The sequence below is a fragment of the Rathayibacter sp. AY1B8 genome (assembly GCF_002932775.1).
GTDB lineage: Bacteria > Actinomycetota > Actinomycetes > Actinomycetales > Microbacteriaceae > Rathayibacter.
On sequence record NZ_PSWJ01000003.1, the window covers coordinates 73,817 to 88,765 of the forward strand.

Genomic DNA, 14,949 nt, shown 5'->3' on the forward strand with positions numbered 1-14,949 from the left:
CCTACTTCGTGGCGGATTCGGCGGCCGACTGGGCGGCCTTCAGGGCGTCCTCGGGAGACTGCGAGCCGCTGAGCACGGTCTGCACCGCGCCCCACAGCTGCTCCGAGATCTTCGGGTACTTCGTGCCGAGGTCGTCCGAGGTGCGGCCCTTCGCGGCCTGCACGGCGGTGACCCACGGCTCGAGGTCGGCGTTGCCGGCGACCTGCTCCTGCTGCGCCTCGGCCGTCGGCGCGATGTACGAGAGCGTGTTGTCGGTCGTGACCAGGCTCTCCGTCGAGGTCAGGCACTCGGCGATCTGCTTCGAGGTCTCGTAGCGCGCCGTATCCGACTGCACCGGGAGGGTGAGGAACTCGCCTCCGGTCGGTGCGGGGGCCGCTCCGCCGTCCTTCGACGGGATGGTCAGGACGCCGTAGTCGATGCCCGAGGCCTTCGCGTTGGCCAGCTGCCAGGTGCCGTTCTCGCCGAACGCGTACTCGCCGGTCTCGAACTCCTGCCAGCTCGTGGTCTGCGTGTTGCCGATCACGGAGTTGGGCGCGTAGCCCTTCTCGAGCCAGTCGCTCCAGAGCGAGACGGCGTCGACCGCGGCGGGCGAGTCGAGGTCGGTCAGCTCGGCGCCGGAGCCCCAGAACCACGGCAGGAACTGGAAGGTCCCCTCCTCCGTGCCGATGCCGGAGAACGTGATGCCCTTGCCGCCGGAGGCGGTGACCTTCTCGAGCGCGTCGGTCAGCCCGGCCCAGTCGGTGATGGAGGCGGCGTCCACGCCGGCCTTCTCGAGCACGGCCTTGTTGTAGTACAGCGCGAGCGTGTTGGCGCCGATCGGCACGCCGAAGGTGTCGCTGCCGGTCTGGCCGGCCGCGAGGATGTTCGCGTCGATCCCGTCGGTGGAGAGCCCGGACTCGGCGGTCGTGGTCAGGATGCCCGACTCCGCGAGCGTCGAGACCACGGGGTTGTCGACGAGCAGGAGGTCGGGCGAGTTGCCCTGCTGGCCGGCGAGCAGCGCCTTGTTGGTCAGGTCGGTGGTGTCGTAGCCGGTGCGCTCGACGGTGACGCCGGCCTCGGTCCCGCAGGAGTCGATGAGCTTCGCCCAGTCGGACGACTCGTCGAACTGGGGGTACGGGTCCCAGAACGTGTAGCTGCCTCCCGCGGCGGAGCCGGAGTCTCCCCCGGAGCCGCTCGCGCAGCCGGTCAGTGCGGCGGCGGCCGTCCCCAGCAGGACGGCGGCGGCGAGGCCCCGAGCGTGCTTCCTCGTCTTCACGGATGATCCCTTCGTCGTTGACGGATTCCTCGGCAGTCGTCCCGATCGTCTACGCCGGGCCGAAACTACTTTCTGTCGGGTAAACCTAGGCAGGGGCGGTCAGCGCGTCAAGAGATGCGACCTTTTCGGTCTTTTCGGTTTTTCGCCGGAGTCGTGCGAGGATCGACGCGGCGGCCCGCCGGGCCCGGAACGGAGGCGCGGTGCCACCACGCAAGCCCACCGGCACCATCACGCTCACCGACGTGGCGGCCGCCGCCGGCGTCTCGATCGCCACCGCCTCCAAGGCGCTCAACGGCCGCGACCAGGTGCGCGCCGAGACCCGCCAGCGCGTGCTGGACGCCGCCGAGGCCCTCTCCTTCACCCCGAACCCGTTCGCGCAGGCCCTCAACTCCCGGCGCACGGGCACCATCGGGATGCTCACCAACGATCTCGACAACCGCTTCGTGCTCCCCGTGCTGCTCGGCGCCGAGGACGCGTTCGGCGCAGGATCGACGTCGGTGCTCCTCTGCGACGCCCGCGGCGACTCGATCCGCGAGCAGCACCACATCAAGAACCTGCTCGCCAAGCGCGTCGACGGGATCGTGGTGCTCGGCCGGACGACGAACCCGCGCCCTTCGATCACCCGCACCATCCCGGTGCCGGTCGTCTACGCCTATGCGCCCTCGGAGGATCCGCGCGACTCCTCCTTCACGCCCGACAACGTGCAGGCCGGCGTCCTCGCCGCCCGCCACCTGATCGAGCGCGGACGGACGAGGATCGCCCTCGTCAACGGCGAGCCGAGCTACACCGCCGCGCACGACCGCGCCCGGGGCGTCGAGCAGGCGCTGACGGAGGCGGGGCTGCCGCTGGTCGGCGGCGGCGTCCTCTTCGGGCAGTGGTCCGAGAGCTGGGGGCGTCAGTGCGCCGAGACGCTGCTGCGGGCGCATCCGGACCTCGACGCGATCATCTGCGCGAGCGACCAGATCGCCCGCGGCACGCTCGACTACCTGCGCGAGACCGGCCGGCGGGTGCCGCAGGACGTGGCCGTCGTCGGCTTCGACAACTGGGACCTCCTCGTCGAGGCCGCCCGCCCGCCGCTCTCGAGCATCGACATGATGCTCGACACGCTCGGCCGCGCCGCCGCGGAGGAGCTCTCGAACGCGATCCACGGACGTCCGACCGCGGGCGTGCAGGCCATGCCCGTCCGCTTCGTGCCGCGGGAGTCCTCCGGCTGACGCCCCCGCCCTCCGCGAGAACGCGGAGGACACCGCCTGCTCAGCGGTGTCCCGACGCTCGGAGCGGCGTCTCGACGCACGAGCGGGCCTGCGCGCATCGGCGAGGACACCCGAGAGACGGGCGGAGCGCGATCGAGGGCGCAGACGTGCGCCGGACCCCTCGGGAGTCCGGCGCACGGCCTGGCGGTGATCAGCTTCCGGTGATCAGCCGGGATCAGCTGCCGGTGTGCTCACCGCGGCGTCGGAGGGTGAGGAGCATCAGACCGCCGCCGACCAGGGCGAGCAGGCCCAGCACTCCGGCGGTCGCCGTCGCTGCGGCGTCCACTCCGGTCGAGGCGAGAGCCGGACCGCGGGGACCGTTCGACCCGGACACGGGAACGACCGCGGCGTGGGAGGGCGCCGGTCGCGGCGCTGTGGTCGCGGTCGGAGTCGGCGAGGCCGTGGGCGTCGCGGTCGGCGTGGGGGTGGGGGTCGCCGTCGGAGCCACGGTCGGGGTCGCCGTCGGCGTGGTCGTCGGCGTGACCGTCGGAGCCACGGTGGGCGCGATCGTCGGAGTCACCGTCGGAGTGACGGTGGGCGTGACAGTCGGAGTCACCGTCGGGGTGACGGTGGGAGTCACCGTCGGCGTCACAGTCGGCGTCACAGTCGGCACGACGGTGGGAGTCACCGTCGGGGTGACGGTGGGAGTCACGGTCGGCGTGACGGTCGGCGTGACGGAGGGGGTCACCGTCGGGGTCACGGTCGGAGTGATGGTCGGGGTCACTGTCGGCGTGACCGTGGGCGTCACGGTCGGCGTGACCGTGGGAGTCACGGTCGGCGTGACGGTCGGGGTCACCGTCGGAGTGACCGTCGGCGTCACGGTCGGAGTGACCGTCGGAGTCACGGTCGGCGTCACGGTCGGCGTGACCGTCGGAGTCACGGTCGGCGTCACGGGCGGCGTGACCGTCGGCGTCACGGTCGGAGTCGCCGTCGGCGACGATCCGCCGTCGGTGGGCTCGCAGCCCGGCTCGGTGAAGTCGTTGGAATCGAGCGTGACCGCTCCCGTGCGGGCCAGTGCGCGGCCCTCGACGGAGACGCCCGTCGTCACCGTGATCGAGACCGAGGCGAGCACGGAGCCCACGAAGTCCGAGTCGGTGCCGAGCGTCGCGGAGCTGCCGATCTGCCAGTAGACGTTGCAGGCCTGCGCTCCGTTGATCAGGGCCACCGTGCTCGACGACGCCGTCGTCAGCGTCGACGCGGCGCGGATCACGAAGACCGCCTCGTTGACGCCCTCGGCGTCGAGCGTGAGCGTCCCCGTCACTCCGACCGGTCCGGCCGCGGTGTAGACCCCGGGCTTCAGCGTCCTGCCGCCGATCTCGGCGTCGATCTGCGCGGTCGTCGCCTGCTAGGCGAGCTGTCCGTAGGCGGTGCCCACGTCGGCCTGGGCCTGAGCCGCCTCCGCGTCTCCGCGGTGGATCACTCCGTCCGTCCGTCCGGGCGGGAACCCGGTGACGGCGGTCAGCGGGCTGACCCCGACGCTCTGGTCCAGGACGCTCGACCCCGTGTTCGTCACGGTCGACGCGGCCAGGACCGAGTAGTCCTCCGCCGTGCCGAGGTCGGGAGCAGTGGCCGCGTGCGCCGAGACGCCGGCGAAGAGCGCGGCGCCGACGACGGCGAGGACGACACCCGTCCCGATCGCCCCTCTTCTGCGGTTCTGCCGATGACGGCGGAGCGAGGTACGAGAGGACACGTGCGGCAATGAGGCCAGCGATCTGCCCACGTCAGCGTGAGCTCAATAACCCGAGGTGGGAGGCTCGAACCGTGGGTCGCGCTCCTCGCCCGCGTCTACGCCGCGACCCTGACGGGGGGCAGGATCCGCCGACGGCGTCCCCCGACCCGGGACATGCCCGCCACCGGAGTCTTCGCGCCGGTGACGGCGGACCCGGCCGGCGGAGCGGATCAGCGGTGACGCCCGCGGCACCCGAACCGGTCGGAGTGCTGTGCGTCCCGGGAGCCCTCAGCCGAGAGCCGCCACCCGCTCGATCACGCCCTCGCCCAGCCGGGCGACGTACCCCTCCGGATCCGGCCCGGCCGGCGCCAGCTGCACGTGGTCGATCCCCAGCGCCGCGTACTCCTCCATCGCGCGGACGAAGCCGTCGGGGTCGCCGATCGGATCGCCGCCCCCGGTGATGGTCTTCGTGATCGTCGCGTAGTCGCGCCCGAGGTCGTCGCAGTGCCGCTTCAGCACGTCGAGCTTGTGCGCCACGTCGTCCGCGCCGGTGCCGAACAGGTTGCAGGCGTCGCCGTACTGCGCGACCAGCCGCAGCGTCTTCCTCTCTCCGCCGCCGCCGATGAGGATGGGCGGGCCGGGCTGCTGGATCGGCGCCGGGTGGTTCAGCGTCTCGGCGAGCCGGTAGTGCGTCCCCTCGAACGGCCCGTCGTCGTCGCTCCACATCTGACGGCAGATCCGCAGCGTCTCCTCCAGCCGCTCGAACCGCTCCTTCAGCGGCGGGTACGGCACGCCGAGCCCGAGGTGCTCGCGCTCGTACCAGGCGGCCCCGATGCCGAGCATCGCGCGCCCGCCGGAGAGCACGTCGAGGGTGGTGACGATCTTCGCGAGCAGTCCCGGATGGCGGTACGTCACGCCGGTGACGAGGAGCCCCAGCCGCATCCGCTCCGTCCGGCCGGCGACGAAGCCGAGCGAGGTGTAGCCCTCGAGCATCGGATCCTCGCTCGTCGCGAAGTGCTCCATCTGGAAGTAGTGGTCCATCAGCGTGAACCACGCGCAGCCGACGTCCTCGGCCGTCCGCGCGGTCGCTCCGAGGATCGGCGCGATCCCCGCGCTCCCGCCTGGAAGGGTGAAGTCCATGAAGTGAATGCCGAGCTGCACGCGCGTCTCCTGTCGTCCCGGGATGTCCAGGAGCCAGTGTGCGCCGAGCCACCGCTCAACACGCCGACGCGTCCGCCTCTGAGCGGCGTCTCATCGGTTCCGCGCCGTCTCGGCCGATCGCACCCGCCGAGGGGCGGCCGCCCTCACTCGCAGACGCGGAAGCGGTTCCGATCGAACCCGACGACGTCGCCGACGGCGAGCTGGCGCCCGCGGCGCAGATCCACTTCGCCGTTGACGGTCACCATCCCCTCGGCGACCGCCTCCTTGGCCTCGCCGCCCGAGAGGATCCCCGCGAACTTGAGGAACTGGCCCAGACGGATCGACCCGCCGCCCAGCGGGACGTCGACGGGCTCGGGGACGGCAGCGGCGCCCTTCACGTCTGTGAACGCGCCCGCGAAATGTCGCCGCAGGCCCCCTGGATCAGCGGGTTTCCCACGTAAGTGTCGCCGCAGTTTCCAGCACAACGTGTCGCTCCGAACATGCCCGCGTGATTCCGCGGATCTGAGGCCTCGATGGGGTCATTCGGTGGCCCCTCGCCGCGCAGGAAGTGCCCGGCGGCCATACGAGGTCGGGTTGGCACAGACTTCGGGTTCAGTCTCCACGAAGCCTTCCTCGGCGTCGCGGTCGGCGTCGGAGCTGCCGCCCTGCGCGGCCTGCTCGAACGGGCTGGCTGCCGGAACAGCCGCAACAAGCGAGGCGTCAGGGCGATGTCGGTGCGGCTGTTTCGCATGCATGCCTGCGGGCGAAGCACTAGAGGGTGTTCTTCGTGGTCGCCAGGTACTCCGGCGTGGCGAGCGCTTGCATGGAGAACCAATGTGTCGCCTCGAGGCTCGCCTCCAGGTGTCGCCAACCGTTCGAGACGAACGAGCTCGTCTGCGCGCCGGTGAACATATAGACGACGGCTCGAGCGGCAGTCGGGATATCGACCTCGGCGCGAAGATTGCCTTCAGCTCGTGCCTGTTCGAGAAACAACGCTATCGCGTCGAGCCAGACTGGATCCGGCAACTTCGCAACGCCGGGGAATTCAGATGAGGCTTGTGCGACGAGACGCAGGCCTGCTTGCGCCGTTGGATCGTGCTGCACTGCTCTCGCGAGGGACCGGGACAGCGTGAGCAGTGAAGCGAGGCCGTCGTCGCCCGACTCCAGAATCGAATCCCGGAGGAGGATGAAGCCCTGGTCCTGGCGGCGGATGATCTCCTCCGCCACCTCGATCTTGCCCCTGCGGAAATGAAAGTAGAAACCACCCTGCGTGACGGATGCTGCTTCTAGGATATCGGCGACGCGAGCGGTCGAGTAGTGCAGGCGCGCAAACACCTTCGCCCCACCGAGAATAATCGCCTCTCGTGTGGCGATCCCGCGTTCCTGTTGTGCCACGCGCACCTCCGACTGATCCCAAAGCCACTCTATCGGCCCATGGTTCAGCGTCTCTGCCGTCTGGTCCCCGTTCGGGAGGGTTCACGCTGAGTAGCCGAACGCCGCGCTGGCGCTCGCACCGTGCTCGGATGTCGAGACCAACCTCACGTCGCGGAGGGTTCGGCCGCCGATGACGACCTCGGCGTTCCTGCGCACGGACGTGCGAGCGGAGAATCGAGCCTGGCCGCCGGACGGAGCGGGCGTCCGAGAGACGGAGGCGCGCCTGAGCCAGAGGTTCGGTACAGCGGAGCGGCTGGTGTCATTGACGGCGTAGATGAGGACTTGCGCCAACTGACCGAACATGACGAGTTCATCGACGGCGTCAAGGCGGGGCGGGGCGGCTGAGTACCCTGCCTGGGATGATGTGACGGAATGGGACGTCTCGAGGTGTCCATCGACGAGGTCCACGCGATCGACGTGGGACGACATCTGGTTCGAGTCGCCTGCTGCCGCATGGGTGAGGCCGGGTGCCGCCTCGGCTGCGCCCGGTCGGGCTCGGCTCGGGGCGCACTCCAAGTCGACGTCCAGTCCGCCGATACAAGCCCGCAATGACTTGGTGCTGACGAGCGGTCCGCCGTGATCGGTCGTGATGCCGATGGGGACAGAGCCCACATCAGTTGTCGCCACACGTCCGGCGACGACTGAGAACCCTGTGACATCGAACGGCCCTTCCCACCAAGCGCCGCGATTCGTGTTCTCACACAAGCTGATGGTCTTCAGCGCCAGGCTGATCGCATCGATAGAACTGAGATGCACCTCGCGGGGATCTCCTGCCGCGTCCAGCGACCAGCGGCGCGGATAGACCGCCTGCTTAACCGCCGAAAGTCGGATCCTGTCACCGTCGACGTGTTCGGCCACCTGGCTGACGGTATGCCTGATGTGTCGATGACCCGAACCGAAGTATCGGCCGGACTCCTTGCCGAGTATCTCCTTTAATGGCCGCCCATCAAAGTGGTGCATCTCGTCCCTTCGGATCTTCTGATCGGTCTGGTGATATGTGCACGCCTGGAAGGTGTCTCGCCGGATTCGATCCCAGGATCTCGAGCGGCGTCATGCACCCGGACCGTGCCTCGGCTGCGAGGGCTGCCGGTACTTCCAGGTAGATCGCAGCCGCAAAGGCTGTTCCAGACCCAGCAGTCAGAACGAACGATGCACGATCGCCGGCGCTGCCTTCCACGGTGACTCGGAGACGAGGCTTGATGATGGTGCTCGCGGTCGACGTGAGCATCCGAGGCCGCGTTCGCCGATGTGATGGAAGCCTGAGAGGGCGAACTCCGTGCAGCGAAGACAGCACTCGCAGGAGCGGGAGTAGCAGGAGGAGCTGGCCGCGAGGCAACCCGAGCTCGGCGAACACCTGGATGTCGGTCGCCGCCGTCGTCCTCCGCAGAGCGAACAGGTCGCCGGTGTGCAGTGTCAGGTGAGAGCTCGTCTCAGAGGTCTCAACTGCTCTTCCAACTCTCAGCCTGACCAGCGTCCCGGACCGGAAGCGCCAGCTTCCTGAAGCGAGAACTGCCTGCGACGAAGCTGTGACGCCTGGTGACTTCGAAGTCCTGCCACTCGCGAGGCTCGTCAGGCTGACCTTCTGCGGCTGGTCTATCGTTCGGAGCGCATGCTCGGCGAGCACTTCGGCCAGATACGTGCCGAACCCCGCGCCGGTTACCACGGCGATGCCGCATTCTCGCCAGTGGGCATCCCGTTTCCACGCGTACTCGTGAGTGCGGCCCTCATTCGACAGGTCAGCGTAGGAGACGCAACCTTCCGCGCTGGCCTCCATGAGCGGCTTCGCGGTGGAGGACTATGGTCCGGCTGCGTTGATCACCCCGCTGACGCCGTCGAGGTGTTGCGTCAGGGAGCTCGCACGCTGCCGGAGGTCGAGCTGCATCCTCGCGACGCCGTACCGGTCAGCCAGCATGTCGAGACTCGCGCCGTCGCGCCCGGCGAGGAGGAACGGCATGCCCCGGCGCCTTGCCTGCATCGCGAGTTCCGCTGCAACCGAGCCCGTGCCGTAGATCAGGCAAGGTGTCACCGGATCGACAGGGATGGTGCTCTCCCGGAGTGCATCGTGCTGGACGCTAGGGGAGGGGCGCTGCTCGCCGGTCGTCGTCGACGCCCGGCGGGGGGACCTGGCGTGCCGCGCGCACGGCGATCGCGCTTCCGAGCAGCACGAAGATCAGAAACGCCGACAGGCCTGCGAGCACGAACGCGTTCGAGTGCGTGGGGTCGACCACGAGGCTGAGCGAGCCCCCCGTGACCGCCAAGAATGCGCCGATCCACACGCAGGGTCGGGCTGCCTGATGGCCCCGCTGCCAGGCTTCATCGGAAGCCATGACCGAGGCTGCTCTGATCCCGACCAGGTTGTTCGGGCCGAGTCGCCCTCGGGCGGCGCATTCGACGGCTGCGACGACGGCAGCAGCAGCGAACACGAGGATGAGCACTCCGAAAACCATGAACCAAACATACATGCACGGTTGTATGTCGTCGTTCGCGCCGTCGGTCGTCGCGCCAATTTTCGCGCCCAGAAACAAAGCACCGTACATGTTTGGTTTGATTCGACGAGTCTGCGAAGTGCAGCTCGCGATGTGGCGCTGGCAACTCGCCTCCGCTCCACTGGTCCACGAGCCCGTCCCTGGCGCTCGAGGCCATCACTCTTGGGGGAACATTGGCTATCAGGATGAAGTCGGCTGTCTCGGTGCTGTGTGCGGCAGCGTTGGTACTCGCGGGGAACCTGCCTGCGGTTGCGGCGCCCTCCGGCGCGAGCCTTGTTGCACAGCACGAGGCGGCGACGACGACGTCGTACACGGACCACGACATCATCAGCTTCCTGGTGCTCGGCTCGGGTCCGGTCTACGAGGACCACAAGGCACTCTCGCCGTATGCGCCGGAAGTGGATAGCGTCACCGTCGAAGCACGAGACGAGATGTACGCCCTGTTCATGGGTGTCGAACCGAACTTCAACGAGCTCGTTACCGTGCCGCTGCAGTCCGGTGATCCTCGTCTCGTCGACGTTGCTCTCGAGAACTTCTCCGAGATCTCCTACGGCGTAGCGGAGGTCATGGGGCTCAACGTGCCCGACAAGGAGGAGTTCGTCTCGGCGCGATCGATCGTCTTCGTCGTCGTCGTGGCTGCTGTCGCCGGAGCGGCCGTGGCGACGGTCGCCGGGGCGGGGAACGTGCGATGGGTCTGGAACACCATCGATTTCTGGGGGACGAGCACTGAGCAGAGCCCGATCTCGCATGAGAAGCGCGCGGCCCAGTTCGCTGCGGCTCTCGGCAAGTAGGTGAGGCTGCCTCCGCGCTCGAGGGAGAGGGGAGTGATCGCGGACAAGGCTGTCTGGTTCTTCGGGGCAGCCTTGGCCGTGCTCGCTGTTTGGATCGGGGCAAGCGTGTACTTCGTGCTCCCGCCCAATGTTCTGTCAAGTGAGTCGGACGTGCACAAGAACCTGCAGCTGGCATTCACAACGGTCTCCCCACAGGGGTGGGGGTTCTTCACGAACGCACCACAGGCGACTGAGATCGCCGCATATGACGCGGAGACGATGGCGTCGTTGATGCTTGCACCTCAAGGGCGGGTGGAGAATCTCTTCGGCCTCAGCAGGGCGCAGCGGGCGCAGGGGCCCGAGCTCGCACAGCTCTCCGAAGCCGTCGGGCAGTGGCACGAGTGTGAAACTGGCCAGACCCGCGAACACTGCCTCGCCGAGGCCAGTTCATTGCAGCCACAGAAGATCACCGTGAACCTCGCTCACCGTACGCTTTGCGGCCCGATCATTCTGACCACAGAGACGTTCACGCCCTTCGAATACCGAGAATTCGATCTCCCCATGCACTCCATCGAGACCTTCACGACCGTGGACGCGGTGTGCTGATGCACGAGCGACCCGGGCCAGCGCTACGGCTCCAGATCGCCTTGCAATCGTTGGAGGTTCGGCAGCGTGCCTTCACGCTCGGCCGCGGCGCTCTGGCGGCCGCCCAGATCTCCATCCTCGTTTTCACGCCGTTCAGCGCACTGATGCAAACGGTCGGAGGAGCCGAACCGGCGCCTTACTGTGCTGGGGCGCGGATCATCTCCGCCTTCTGCATCGGTGGTCCAGAGGTGCCCTCGATCGTGCGGGTCATCGTCATGATTGTTTTGCTGGGCCTCGTGCTCGTCGGGTTCCTGCCGAGGGTGATGGCGTTCGTTCATGCCTGGATCGCCATCTCCATCTCCACCGGAATCTCATTGCCCGATGGCGGCGATTCTGTGGCCGCGATCGTCTCGGTGATCATCATCTTCATCATGGCTGCGGATGATCGGAGATGGGCATGGTCCAAGGAGCGCCGGCCCGTCGGACCAGTCGGTCGAGGTGTTGCACTCGCTGGGATCTATGCCCTGCGACTCCAGGTGACCTTGATCTATCTCAATAGTGCATTTGAGAAGTTCAACGTCGATGACTGGTCCAACGGATCGGCCGAGTACTACATCTCTCGCGGGTACATGTTTGGCGCAAGCGGCCTCATCGCAGATGTGCTGCACTGGGCGACGTCAGTCCCGCTCCTCTTAGCCGTCATCACCTGGGGTGTCATCGTCGCAGAGATCTGCATCGGAATTCTCGTTGTGACCATTGACTTCGGTCGACGGATCGCGTTCATTATGGCGGTCGCATTGCACGTCGGGATCATCCTCAGCATCGGGCTGTGGAGTTTCGGGATCATCATGATCGCAACCGTCGGGATCGCGACGATGAAGCTCGTCCCGCCCTCCGCTTCGCCCGGTTCTGCGAGTGACGAGGACGACTCTCCATCGATCCTCGGAGACGACGATGCCGTTCGGCGATCGGAGGTGTTGTGATGCTGCGATTCCTCCGGTCGGCCAGGCCGCGGCAAAGGCGTGAGGCGCCGAGCACGGGTGGTTGCGTCCGGCGCGCAGTCCGCACGGATCACGCCTACTGGCGCAAGCTCGCCGTTCCGCTCCTCCTGTGCTCGGTGCTGGTCGGATGCAGCCTGAATCTCAGAGAAACTGTTCCGACAGCGGGCACAGACCTGACCGCTAAGGAACTCCGGACCCAAGATCTGATGCTGTGGGCGGTCGAACGGCTGAACGCAGAGGAGGACTTGACCACTGAGGCTGTCGAGTCGAAATCGGACGCGGGTGCGTTCGACTCGGAGTCCACCGCGCATTTGGTCACCATGGTGAATTCGAGCCTTCGGCCCCTGGGCCCATACACGGTGAAGTCCTTCGAACTTCGACCCGAGGGAGCTCTTGCTGTCGTCCGCAATCGGCTTGGCATTCTCCTCGATCTGCAGATCACCGCGAACGCGAACGGAGAGCTCAGAGCGCTCGTCGTGAACGCGGCGGTTGCCACTGCATCACCATCGATTGCATCCTTTGCCGAAGCAGCGGCTCGTCTCGAAGCGCTCGTTCCTGCGTCATCACTGCTCATGCAGGTGACACGCGGGTCGCACACGGAGTCGGTTCACGAGCGGGCGCACGACGTTCTCCGTCCGGTTGGATCGGTGATGAAGCTGTACGTTCTGGCAGCTGTAGTGGAAGCGATCAAAGAAGGGGATCTCTCCTGGGAGGACGTGCTCATGATCGACGATAGGAAGAAGAGTCTCCCAACCGGTCGGCTGCACCTCGAGCCGGACGGAACAGAAATTAGCGTGTTCGAGCTCTCACGTTTGATGATGCAGATCAGCGACAACACAGCAGCCGACGTTCTCATGGACGCTGTCGGAGCCCAGCGGTTGTCGGCCGCGGTGCGCGATCTCGGGCATCACCAACCTGACCTCCTCGAACCGTTCCCGACGACGAGGAAAATGTTCCAGTTGACGCTCGGCGGCGACACGTCGCTCGCGAACGACTGGAACGAGGCATCCAGCGCGGCTCGCCATGGCATTCTTGAGAAGTTGAGCAGTCAGCCGCTGACAGTGGACCCGGCATGGATCGAGCGCGCGCCGTTCTGGCCACGCGACATCGATTGGTTCGCGAACGCTGAAGACGTGGCGAGTGCGCACCGGGCGGTCGTGGAGCTGGGACGCGACGATCCGCGCATGTCGCAGATCCTCCGGTCACCCGAGATCGCGTCTTCTTCGCCGTTTGTAGAACGCGGGTTGGTGACACTCTCGGAGAAGATCGGAAGCTCGCCAGGCGTCGTGGCGGTCACGCTGGTTGCCGTGGGGAGCGACGGTGCCGTCTATTCCGTGGTTGCCCTGGGCGTATCCGAACAACCCGGTGACCCACTGGAGCTCTATCGATCGAAGTTCATCGATGTTGCCAGGAGCGCCCTTGACCTATTGATCGAGTGACGCGACATCTCGGATTCTCGACAACCGGTTCGGATCCGTTCAGAGCACGGCGCGGCTGGCGTTCACCTGCTGTTCCGGTGAGGCGGCGTGTCCGATGATGGCATTCCCGCTGAGGAGCGCCGACAATTTCGATGCAAGGAGAGCGCTTCGGCAATTGGCTCACCGGCAAGTGTGGGGAGTGGCCGAGATCGATCCGACGCCGATTGTATTCGGACGCGATCGGAAGCAGTCTGCCGTCATCGATGCTATTGCACTGTACGCTGAACAGTACGGTTCCAGCCGCAGTTCGGTCTTGCCTCGGTGCCCTTACATGCACCTCGCACTGAGTAGGTCAAATTGGGAAGATCATGACCGGGATTCGCCCCTGTCGGTAGCACACGTCAGACCGCCGGGATGTCGGCGAAGCGCGAGAAGTGGCCGTGGAAGCCCACGGTGACCGTGCGGGTCGGGCCGTTGCGGTGCTTGGCGACGATGAGGTCGGCCTCGCCCGCGCGCGGGTTGTCCTTCTCGTAGGCGCTCTCGCGGTGCAGGAGGATCACCATGTCGGCGTCCTGCTCGATCGAGCCGGACTCGCGGAGGTCCGAGATCGCGGGGAGCTTGTCGGCGCGCTGCTCGGGGCCTCGGTTCAGCTGCGAGAGCGCGATGACCGGCACCTGCAGCTCCTTCGCGAGGAGCTTGAGGGCACGCGAGAACTCCGAGACCTCCTGCTGGCGGCTCTCGACCTTCTTGCCGGAGGTCATCAGCTGCAGGTAGTCGATGACGACCATCTTGAGCCCGACCCGCTGCTTGAGCCGGCGGCACTTCGCCCGGATCTCGACGAGGGTCATGTTGGGCGAGTCGTCGATGTAGAGCGGCGCGTCGTTGATCCGGCCGCGGGTGGAGGCGATGGTCGTCCAGTCGCGCTGGTCGACCGTGCCCTTGCGCATGTGCTGCAGCGGCACGGACGCCTCGGCCGAGAGGAGGCGCATCGCGATCTCGCTGCGCCCCATCTCGAGGGAGAAGAAGATCGTGGCCATGTTGTGCTTGATCGCGGCGGCGCGGGCGAAATCGAGCGCCAGCGTCGACTTTCCGAGCGCGGGGCGCGCGGCGACGATGATCATCTGCCCGGCGTGGAAGCCGTTGGTCAGGTCGTCGAGGTCGGCGAAGCCGGTGGGGACGCCGGTGAAGCTGCCGTCCTTGTGAGCGGCCGCCTCGATCTCGTCGATCGCGACGGTCACCGCGTCGGTCAGCGGGACGTAGTCCTCCGCCGTCTCGGAGCCGGTGACGTTGTAGATCTCGGCCTGCGCCGTGTTGACCAGGTCGAGCACCTCGCCCTCGCCCTGGTAGCCCATCTGCGCGATGCGGGTGCCCGCCTCGACGAGGCGGCGCAGCAGAGCGCGCTCGGCGACGATGGAGGCGTAGTAGCCGGCGTTGGCCGCGGTGGGGACCATCGAGGTGAGCGTGTGCAGGTAGTCGGCGCCGCCGGCCCGCTGCAGCTCGCCCTGCTTCGTGAGCTCGTCGGTGACCGCGATGACGTCGGTCGGCTCGCCGTGCGAGTAGAGGGCGAGGATCGCGTCGAAGACGATCTCGTGCTTGGGGATGTAGAAGTCGGTGCCCTTGACGCTCTCGACGACGTCGGCGACCGCGTCCTTCGAGAGCAGCATGCCGCCCAGCGCCGACTGCTCGGCGAGGAGGTCGTGCGGAGGGGTCCGCTCGTTCCCGCGCGACTCGCCGCGGTCTCCGCGACCGTCCCGTCCGTCCGAGCCGGGTACCGCCAGGTGCGCGATCGTCATGCCTTCGCCTCCTCCTGTCGGGTGCTGCGCGTCCGGTCGCGCGGTGCCGGGATCCGGTCTACCAGCGACCTCCGACAGCGGCGCACGGGCGCCTGCCCGCACCCCTCGCGGGGCGCTGCGCCACCCTACGGACCGCCGCCCGCGG

The 14,949-nt window shown here is 67.4% G+C and carries 14 protein-coding genes and 1 pseudogene; 6 read left to right on the plus strand and 9 right to left on the minus strand.

Features of this window, described 5'->3' with window-relative positions; all coding sequences use genetic code 11:
• Position 1: 1 nt before the first annotated feature.
• A complete protein-coding gene (locus C5C63_RS03595; protein ID WP_104291937.1) occupies positions 2-1,255 on the minus strand; it encodes an extracellular solute-binding protein in 1,254 nt (417 codons plus the stop codon).
• Positions 1,256-1,455: 200 nt separating this feature from the next.
• Here C5C63_RS03595 and C5C63_RS03600 point away from each other — a divergent pair, with 200 nt between their 5' ends.
• Both C5C63_RS03600 and C5C63_RS17335 read left to right on the plus strand, forming a co-directional pair.
• Positions 1,456-2,469, plus strand: a complete 1,014-nt coding sequence (locus tag C5C63_RS03600; RefSeq protein ID WP_104291938.1) for a LacI family DNA-binding transcriptional regulator — start codon at positions 1,456-1,458, stop codon at positions 2,467-2,469.
• A gap of 413 nt (positions 2,470-2,882) precedes the next feature.
• Positions 2,883-3,638: a hypothetical protein gene (locus C5C63_RS17335; RefSeq protein ID WP_258065382.1), complete on the plus strand. Its 756-nt coding sequence runs from the start codon at positions 2,883-2,885 to the stop codon at positions 3,636-3,638.
• On the opposite strand, the pseudogene C5C63_RS17340 reads toward C5C63_RS17335, so the two are convergent.
• The 7 genes and pseudogenes from C5C63_RS17340 to C5C63_RS03635 form a co-directional block, all read right to left on the minus strand.
• Positions 3,542-4,228: pseudogene (locus C5C63_RS17340) on the minus strand (ice-binding family protein); the annotation flags it as partial. The gene C5C63_RS17335 and the pseudogene C5C63_RS17340 overlap by 97 nt on opposite strands.
• 237 nt (positions 4,229-4,465) lie before the next feature.
• Positions 4,466-5,338: an LLM class F420-dependent oxidoreductase gene (locus C5C63_RS03610; protein ID WP_181068329.1), complete on the minus strand. Its 873-nt coding sequence runs from the start codon at positions 5,336-5,338 to the stop codon at positions 4,466-4,468.
• 143 nt (positions 5,339-5,481) lie between these two features.
• Positions 5,482-5,715 carry an RNA-binding S4 domain-containing protein gene (locus C5C63_RS03615; protein ID WP_104222694.1) on the minus strand — a complete coding sequence of 78 codons (234 nt, stop codon included), beginning with the start codon at positions 5,713-5,715 and terminating at the stop codon, positions 5,482-5,484.
• A gap of 373 nt (positions 5,716-6,088) precedes the next feature.
• Positions 6,089-6,712, minus strand: a complete 624-nt coding sequence (locus tag C5C63_RS03620; RefSeq protein WP_104257791.1) for a TetR family transcriptional regulator — start codon at positions 6,710-6,712, stop codon at positions 6,089-6,091.
• An 81-nt stretch (positions 6,713-6,793) separates the two neighbouring features.
• On the minus strand, positions 6,794-7,711 hold the full coding sequence (locus tag C5C63_RS16650) for an AvrD family protein (RefSeq protein ID WP_146078445.1): 918 nt from the start codon (positions 7,709-7,711) through the stop codon (positions 6,794-6,796).
• Positions 7,712-8,546: 835 nt separating this feature from the next.
• Positions 8,547-8,705 carry a hypothetical protein gene (locus C5C63_RS16900; RefSeq protein WP_181068330.1) on the minus strand — a complete coding sequence of 53 codons (159 nt, stop codon included), beginning with the start codon at positions 8,703-8,705 and terminating at the stop codon, positions 8,547-8,549.
• Positions 8,706-8,823: 118 nt separating this feature from the next.
• Positions 8,824-9,288 carry an SdpI family protein gene (locus C5C63_RS03635; RefSeq protein WP_104325497.1) on the minus strand — a complete coding sequence of 155 codons (465 nt, stop codon included), beginning with the start codon at positions 9,286-9,288 and terminating at the stop codon, positions 8,824-8,826.
• A gap of 134 nt (positions 9,289-9,422) precedes the next feature.
• On the opposite strand from C5C63_RS03635, the gene C5C63_RS03640 reads away from it, so the two are divergent.
• The 4 genes from C5C63_RS03640 to C5C63_RS03655 all read left to right on the plus strand — a co-directional run bounded on the left by C5C63_RS03640 (position 9,423) and on the right by C5C63_RS03655 (position 13,032).
• Positions 9,423-10,028, plus strand: coding sequence for a hypothetical protein (locus C5C63_RS03640; RefSeq protein WP_104295087.1), 606 nt, complete (start codon positions 9,423-9,425; stop codon positions 10,026-10,028).
• A gap of 33 nt (positions 10,029-10,061) precedes the next feature.
• Positions 10,062-10,613, plus strand: a complete 552-nt coding sequence (locus tag C5C63_RS03645; RefSeq protein ID WP_181065488.1) for an SdpA family antimicrobial peptide system protein — start codon at positions 10,062-10,064, stop codon at positions 10,611-10,613.
• On the plus strand, positions 10,613-11,575 hold the full coding sequence (locus C5C63_RS03650; RefSeq protein ID WP_146078446.1) for a sporulation-delaying protein SdpB family protein: 963 nt from the start codon (positions 10,613-10,615) through the stop codon (positions 11,573-11,575). Before C5C63_RS03645 ends, C5C63_RS03650 begins: the two co-directional genes overlap by 1 nt.
• 224 nt (positions 11,576-11,799) lie before the next feature.
• Positions 11,800-13,032 (plus strand): serine hydrolase, encoded by a 1,233-nt coding sequence (locus C5C63_RS03655; protein ID WP_181110548.1) that lies wholly within the window; start codon positions 11,800-11,802, stop codon positions 13,030-13,032.
• Positions 13,033-13,412: 380 nt separating this feature from the next.
• Here C5C63_RS03655 and dnaB read toward each other — a convergent pair whose 3' ends face one another.
• A complete protein-coding gene (gene dnaB / locus C5C63_RS03660) occupies positions 13,413-14,804 on the minus strand; it encodes a replicative DNA helicase (protein WP_104225797.1) in 1,392 nt (463 codons plus the stop codon).
• Positions 14,805-14,949: the final 145 nt, after the last annotated feature.